Source organism: Roseiarcus sp. (assembly GCF_049514155.1).
GTDB lineage: Bacteria > Pseudomonadota > Alphaproteobacteria > Rhizobiales > Beijerinckiaceae > Roseiarcus.
This window is the reverse complement of sequence record NZ_JBEKVH010000175.1, coordinates 1-7309: the sequence shown is the minus strand read 5'-3', so window position 1 is coordinate 7309 and position 7309 is coordinate 1. Positions and strand designations below refer to the sequence as shown.

Below are 7309 nucleotides of genomic sequence, written 5' to 3'. Positions count from 1 at the left end.
GCCCATCGCCAGCGTCGCTTGACTGGGCCGGCCGTTGACGCCGCCGCTCCTCGGCGCCAGCGCCTTGCGCGAATAAACCTCGTGCCAGGGCTTCTTGAGCTGGAAGTCCTCAGCGCGATCCATGTGCACCACGCCGCCGATGGCGAGCGCCAGCGCTGTCTCCTTCTCATCGGCGTGGCTCATCGGCACGCCGCCGGTGGTGAAGTAGGTCCAAAGCAGCGGCTTCATATCGGGATATTTTTCCCAAGCTTGCTGGAAGCCGAGCGTCGCGCCGACGCTGTTGCCGCCGTGGCCGGAGAGCGCGAGGATGCGCTTGAAGCCGTGATGGCACAGCATCTTGCAGAGGTCGCCGATGACCAGCCCGAGGGTCTCCGCCTTGACCCCCAGCGTCGCGGCGTATTCCCAGTTGGTGTCGGCGAAGCCATAGGGTATCGGCGGCAGCAGGATGGCGCCAGCCTCTTCGCAGAGCCGGCGCGCAAACCAGTCAGCCGAGTAGGAGTCGAAACCGCTCTCCAGGTGGGGCCCATGCGCCTCGATGAGACCTACAGGTAGGACCACCGGCAAGCGGCGATCTAAAGCATCGATTTCGCGGTCGGTCAGCTTGCTCCACTCGATCATCTCATTGACTCTCGGTTTGGTTTGATGAGCGCAGATTCCTGAGTCTGCGATAGATGGGGATGAGCCGCTCGAAGATGTCGTCGTAGCTCTCAGCCAGCGGCCGGTACGCAGCGTAAGCGACGGGATCCGGGCTAGCGGTCTTCGCCCCAAGATAGTGCGGCGCGAACCATTCGTGGCCTTCGCGCGGGACCACGCCCGCAGCGATGCCGGCGACCAGCGCTGCGCCGCGCGCCGCGTTAACCTCGTCACGCGCCGTCCGGAAGGTCAGGCCTGTGACGTTGGCCTTGATCTGATTCCACAATGCGTTCTGCGCGCCGCCACCGACGTTGACGACGCTCTCCAGCGCGACGCCGGGCGCAAGGCGGCGCGCGGTCTTCAGCCAGCCTTCAAGCTCGAAGGCGCTGGCTTCGAGAAGCGCCCGGTAGAATTCTCCAGCCCCAGTCTTGTCGTCGAAGCCGATGAAGGCGCCCTTGATCGAGCTTTCGAAGGGGCTGACGCGGCCGTTGAAATGCGGCACCGCGAATACGCCGTTGGCGCCGGGGGGCACAGCCGCCGCCTGCCGTTCCAGCTCCTCGTAGCTCAGGTCGAAGGTCTGGCGCATCCAACGGTGGGTCAGACCGGTCGAGGTGGTGAACCCGAGCAGAGAGAAGCGCCCCGGCATCGCCGACGGCATCGTCGCCAACATCCCCGTCGGATCATGCGTGAACCGGTCAATCGTAACCGCGAAATGCGCCGATGAACCGCTGGTGTCGATGCAGACGCCGGGCTCTACGCCGCCGGCCGCATACCAGCCGCCAGTGCCGTCGCCGACGCCGGCGGCGATCGGCACGCCCTCCGGCAGGCCCGACCGGGCCGCCATCTCACGCGACAGAAAGCCGACGATCTCAAAAGCGTCGGCGATACGCGGCAGCAGCTTCGGCGGCAGGCCGCAGCGCTCCGCCAAATCGTTGTCCCATGCGTTGCGAACGACATCGAAGCAGCCAAAGAGATTGGCCTGGGTACGGTCGCAGACGGCCCTCGCCGCGTCCGTCATGCCGGCGAGCCGCCCAGCGAGATATCCGCCGGGCGCGACCACCCTGGCAAGCCGCCCTCTGAGGGTCGGATCGAGGCGCAGCCAGCGCCGCACGCGTGGCGCGACGAACGGGATGATGCCGTTCTTAGCGAGGATCTCCGGGCCGAAGGCGGCGAGCAATTCCTGGCGATCGGCATCGGCGCGGGTATCCAGCCACATTTCGTGGGGCGTCACCGGCGAGAAATCCGCGCCGAGGCCGATCGCCCCGCCCATCTGTGCGGCGATGCCAATGGCGGCGACCTCGACCGCCGGAAACTGCCTCGTGAGGGCGGCGATGCATTCGATCGCGGACTCGATCAGGATAGCCGGAGATTGCTCGCCCCAGCCCGGCTGTGGCCGCTCGAAGCTCATGGCGACCGAGTGCGCGCCCAGCGTACGGCCGTCGAACGCAACCAGCGCCGCCTTGGTGGATTGCGTTCCGAGGTCGAGGCCGAGGACTGCGGCGGAGCGCGCGATCACTGCGATTCCTCCGCCGGTAGAATGCCCGGAGCAGTTGTTATAATGATATGACCAAGTCGAATGGAGGGGTGTGAGCCGCTTTGAACTCCGAACCGAACTACCGGCGCATCGTCCGGCTGATCGAGGAAAAAATCGCATCGGGCGAATATCCGCCTGGCTATCGGTTGCCTCCCGAGCGCGAACTTTGCGAGATCTACGGCGTCAGCCGCGTGACCGCGCGGCAGGCGCTGGCCGAACTGGCTCAGCGCGACCTCGTCGTTCGCCACCAAGGCCAGGGGACTTTCGTCAGGCGCCCGAAGGTCGATTCTTCGCTGCTCGGCTTCTTCTCGATCTCTGAAGCGCTGAGAGCCGACGGCCGGCTGGTGTCGACGCGCGTCGTCAGCGCGGACGTCGCGCATCCCACCGCGCCGGAGGCCGAGGCGCTGGGTTGCGAATTCGAAGAATCGATTCTGCGCCTGATTCGCGTCCGCTTCGTCGACGGCGATCCCTACGCGCTGGAAACGTCGACCTTGCAGTCCAAACGTTTTCCGGGCCTCGAACGCTACGACTTCGGCGCCCGTTCGCTCTATGACGTTCTGGCGCGGGAGTACGGAACGCAGTTGGTTCGGGCGCGCGAGACACTGGCGCCGGTGTTGCTCAAGCCCGAACAAGCGGAATTCTTGCAAGTCGGCGTCGATCAGCCGGCCCTTCGGCTTGTCCGCACGACGTTCGACGCCGACGGCGTGGCAACCGAGGCCGCCGGCGCGCTCATCCGCGGCGACCGCTGTCAGCTGTTGTTCGAGCTGTGGGCCGACATGCGCGCGGCGCGCAAGATCACCTGAGGCCGTCATCATAGTCGATCCGACACGGCCTGCTCGCGGCCATAGGTGGCCACGACCGCAAGAATGATCGCGCCGAGCAGCACCTGCTGCGTAGCTGCGCTGAACCTGTTGGCGACCAGCAGCGTCGTGATCTCGGTGAGAATGATGGCGCCAAGCACTGTGCGCAGGTAACCGCCGCGCGCGCCGACCAGCGACGTGCCGCCGATGACGACGCTGGCGATCGTGTTGAAGAGATAGGGCGTGGCGATGCGCGGATCGCCCTGGGTAGTGAAGCCCGCGAGCAGAATGCCGGTGATCGCCGCCGTGATCCCGCTCAACGCGAAGGCCAACGTCCACACGCGCGTGGTCGGCACCAGCGCCAAATCCGCGGCAGGCAAGCTGGCCCCGCTGGCGTAGACGTGCTTGCCGAACACTGTGCGTCGCAGCAGAACCACAAGCAGGATGGCGACCACGCCCCAAAAGGCGAGCACGGGCGGCAGCGGCAGGCCGAAGGTCGTGCCCGACGGCGCCACGAAGCCGTTCAGCCATTTCGGCGCATAGCCGGTCGGTTGGCCGCCGGTCCACACCAGAATGGCGCCAGTCAGGATGGCGCTAACGCCCAGAGTCACGATCAGCGGATTGATGTTGAAGGACTTCGAAATCGCGCCGTTGAAAGCCCCCACCGCGGCGGAGAGAATGAGGATGCCCGGCGCCACGATCCAGAACGGCCAGTGGTCGCCGGTCAGTTGCGCCGTTGCGACGTTGGCGAAGGCGATGACGCCGGGAATGGCGAGGTCGATCCCGCCGAGCAGCGCAACCACTGTCTGCCCGGCCGCCGCAATGCCGACGAAGGAAGCCAAGACGCAAACGGCCTGCACGCTGCGCCAGCTTCCCGACCCGTTGATCGTCAGGACGCCCAGCCCGTAGAGCGCGGCGATGGCGAAGAGCTGCGGCCAAATCGTCTTCCGAAGCGCGGCAACCAGCCGTCTCATGACTGCGCCTCCGCACGCTGCAGCCCCGCCAGCTTGCCGGAGAGCGCATTAAGAACCAGAGCCGCGATCAGCGTCCCGCCGAACACCACCTGCTGCCAGAATACCGAAACGCCCTGATTGGTCATCAAGTTCTGGATGAGGAAGAGGGTCAACGCGCCGAAGACGCTGCCCCACATGCGCCCGCGCCCGCCGGCGAGGCTGATGCCGCCGAGCGCCGCGGCGGTGATAACCTGCAGCGTGAAGGGCGGCCCCACGTTGGCGTCAGCCGACTGGATGAGCGAGGTGAGGGCCAAGCCGGCAAAGGCCGAGAACAGGCCGCCGACGGCGTAGGCATTGATGCGCACCCGCGCGACGTCGACGCCGCAGGAATAGGCGGCGCGATCGTCGCCGCCGACCGCCAGCAGCGTCTTGAGGAAGGGACTGCGGCTCAGCAAAAACCAAATCAACGCCGGGCCGACGACGAAGGCGAACGGACCGGGAATGCCAAAATGAGGACGCGCAAGCGCGCTGAACCACATCGGCGCCGGACCGATCGGCGTCGGCAGCAGCCAGAGATTGGCGCCGCTCAGTACGAGATTGGTCCCCAGCGTGGCGACAATCGGCTGCAGCCGCACCACGGCGACGAGCCAGCCGTTGATCGCTCCAACCGCCAGTCCGAGCAAGAGCAGCAGCGGCGCGGCGAACCACCAGTCGCCGAGATGGGCCGGCATCAACACCGTCACCACCAGCACATTGACGAAACCCATCAGCGGTCCGACGGAGAGGTCCATGCCGCCGCCGCCAGAAAGAATCGCCGGCGTGACCGCCATGGCGCCGATAACCAGCGGAACCGCGACGCTGGCGGCGCCAGTGAGGAAGCGCGGCGACACGATGCTGGCGTCCTGCAGCACGCTGGCAGCGAGAAGGGCGGTGAACAGGACCCCAGCGAACATGGTGGGATCGCGCCAGAAACTCCTCAGCGATGAATGACGCGCGCTCATGCCGCCCGTCCGAAAAGGCCGGCGATCAGCGCGCTGCGGCTGAGGGCTGAGCGATCGAGGACGGCGAACAGCGCGCCGTGGTGAAAGATCGCAACCCTCTGGCAGAGAGCCAGCAGTTCCTCGATTTCCGTCGAATGGATCACCACGGCGACGTTCGCTTGCGCCTGCTCGGCAAGCAGTGAGTAGATGTCCTGCTTGGTCGCCAGATCGACGCCGCGCGTCGGGTCGTTCAGCACCAGCACCTTCGGTTGGCGGGCGAGCGTGCGCGCGAGGACGACCTTTTGCTGGTTGCCGCCGCTGAGGCTCGTGATCTCATCGCTGAGCCGGCCGAACTTGACGCCCAGTCGTTCGAACAGCGGCTTGCGGCGCGCGGCGATGCGCGCCTCGTCGAGCAGGCCGAAGCGGACATAGCGCCGAAGCGTCGACATGGAGAAATTGTCGGCGATCGAGAGCGGCGCGAAGATGCCCTCAGTCTTGCGGTCGCGCGGAACATAGGCCACGCCGTGGCGCACGAACGCATTCGCCCCGCTGAGAGCCTGCCCGTCGGCCTCGATGCAGCCGCCGAACGGCGTGCGCACGCCGCCGAGAATTTGCGCGAACAGATTGGCGCCGTGCCCCTCGAGCCCCGCCAGCCCGAGCACTTCGCTCGAGCGCACATCGAGTCCGAACGGAGCGCTCCGCGCCGACACGCGAATATCGCGGACGGTGAGCGCCACCCGTCCGCCGCTGTTCGGCGCTGCCGGCAACGAAAGCGGCTCGGAGCGCCCGGACATGAGCGCCAGCATGCGCTCCGGCGTCACCTCGGCGTTGGGCAGCGTCGCAACCGACTCGCCTGAGCGCAGGATCGTCACCTCGTCCGACAGCGCCGCTATCTCGTCCATCTTGTGGGTGATAAAGAGCACGGCGAGGCCTCCCGCGGTGCGTCGGCGGAGCGCTTCAAACAGGCGGTCGCGCACGGCGATATCGAGCGCAGCGGTCGCCTCATCGAGGATGAGCAGCCGCGGCTTGAGGAGCAGCGAGCGCGCGATCACCGCGGCCTGGCGCGTGCCGAGATCCAGGTCGGCGACGCGGCTCGAGAGATCGGGCAGCGCATCGCCGAGAAGCTCGCGGAGCACGGCCTCGCTCTCCGCGCGCCGCCGCGCCGCATCTACGCGACGGCGAAACAAGCCGTCCTGCCCGAGCCAGAGATTGTCGATGAGCGATAACTGCTCCAGAACGAGAATCTCCTGGAACGTTGTGGCGATCCCGGCTTGCCGCGCCTGTCGCGGCGTGGACAGTCGTAGCTGGACGCCGGCAAGGAGAACCTCGCCCTTGTCGGGCCGGACGACGCCGTTCAGCACCTTGACGAGCGTCGACTTGCCGCTGCCGTTCTCGCCGATCACAGCGTGGACGCGGCCGGCGCGAAGCGTGAGATTGCAGGCGCTCAGCGCCTTCGTCTCGCCGAACGCCTTGGCCACGCCCGTGACGCTGAGGAGCGGCGCTTGGGCGCCGACGGGCATGGCCGCGGCTTCGGTCATCGCACCGCAGCCGCAGCTCGCTGACGCTGGCCGAAATCCGCGCCTTGCGCATCGAGCAACTCGAGCAGCCGCGCAATCGGCACGCGCCGCGGCGTCAGGTCCTCGCGCGCGGCAAGAGCTGCGGCGCTGCCCGCCGCTTGCCCCATAGCCATGCACGTGCCGATCGAGCGGGCGCTGGCGTGAGCGTCATGAGTCGCCGACAGACAGCGACCGGCGACCAGAATGCCGTCGCGGTTGCGCGGCAGGAGTGCGCGATAGGGGATGGTATAGGTGCCGGAATTGGGGATGTAGGACCAGCGCGTGTCGCGTCCGTCGTGATGATCCTCGATTGGGGCGCCGCAGCGCGCAATGCCGTCTGGGAAGCGGCGCGCCGCCAGGACGTCCTCGCCGCTCACCTGATAGTCGCCAAGGATGCGTCGCGTCTCGCGCACGCCGATCCACGGCGAGGTGCCGATGAGCACGGCGGCTTCGTAGCCGGGCGCCATCGACTTGAGGAAGCGGAAATATTCGAAGGCCTGCGCGCGTCCCTCGGCCTCAGCTCGCGAAACGCCCTCGACATCGTCCGGCGCCACGCCCGACATGCGCGTCATGATCGTCGCCATGACGCCCCTGTCTGGCGTGCGATGAACGCTGCCCTCCTCGCGCGGCAGCGCAAAGCGACCGCTGGCGTTGGCCTCGCGCATCAAAGCGTGGAGTTGCTCCTTGTTCACCGTCAGCGCGCGTTCGTCGACGTTGGCCAAGCGGAACGTGGTGGTCAGCGTCTGTTGCGCGCTGTCGCGGCCGGCGAGTTCGTAATCGCCGCCGGCGCCGGCGACGACGTCGGCGTCGCCCGTGGCGTCGATCACCACTTTCGCCGACACGGCGTGGGCGC

The 7309-nt window shown here is 67.2% G+C and carries 7 protein-coding genes; 1 reads left to right on the top strand and 6 read right to left on the bottom strand.

Annotation, left to right across the window (positions count from 1 at the left end; all coding sequences use genetic code 11):
• Positions 1–618: creatininase family protein (locus tag ABSF49_RS18690; protein ID WP_424114149.1), on the bottom strand; the 618-nt coding region annotated here is incomplete at its 3' end.
• A 1-nt stretch (position 619) separates the two neighbouring features.
• Positions 620–2149 carry a xylulokinase gene (locus tag ABSF49_RS18685; protein WP_424114148.1) on the bottom strand — a complete coding sequence of 510 codons (1530 nt, stop codon included), beginning with the start codon at positions 2147–2149 and terminating at the stop codon, positions 620–622.
• Between the two features lie 80 nt (positions 2150–2229).
• Here ABSF49_RS18685 and ABSF49_RS18680 point away from each other — a divergent pair, with 80 nt between their 5' ends.
• Entirely contained in the window at positions 2230–2970 is a 741-nt protein-coding gene (locus tag ABSF49_RS18680) for a GntR family transcriptional regulator (protein WP_424114147.1), read from the top strand.
• An 8-nt stretch (positions 2971–2978) separates the two neighbouring features.
• On the opposite strand, the gene ABSF49_RS18675 is transcribed toward ABSF49_RS18680, so the two are convergent.
• The 4 genes from ABSF49_RS18675 to ABSF49_RS18660 all read right to left on the bottom strand — a co-directional run.
• Positions 2979–3941, bottom strand: coding sequence for an ABC transporter permease (locus tag ABSF49_RS18675; protein WP_424114146.1), 963 nt, complete (start codon positions 3939–3941; stop codon positions 2979–2981).
• The gene (locus ABSF49_RS18670; protein ID WP_424114145.1) at positions 3938–4873 is read right to left on the bottom strand and encodes an ABC transporter permease; all 936 of its coding nucleotides are present in this window, start codon (positions 4871–4873) and stop codon (positions 3938–3940) included. The genes ABSF49_RS18675 and ABSF49_RS18670 overlap by 4 nt, the downstream gene beginning before the upstream one ends.
• 44 nt (positions 4874–4917) lie before the next feature.
• Positions 4918–6420, bottom strand: coding sequence for a sugar ABC transporter ATP-binding protein (locus ABSF49_RS18665; protein ID WP_424114150.1), 1503 nt, complete (start codon positions 6418–6420; stop codon positions 4918–4920).
• Between the two features lie 14 nt (positions 6421–6434).
• A partial coding sequence (locus ABSF49_RS18660) for an FAD-dependent oxidoreductase (protein ID WP_424114144.1) occupies positions 6435–7309 on the bottom strand: 875 nt, incomplete at its 5' end.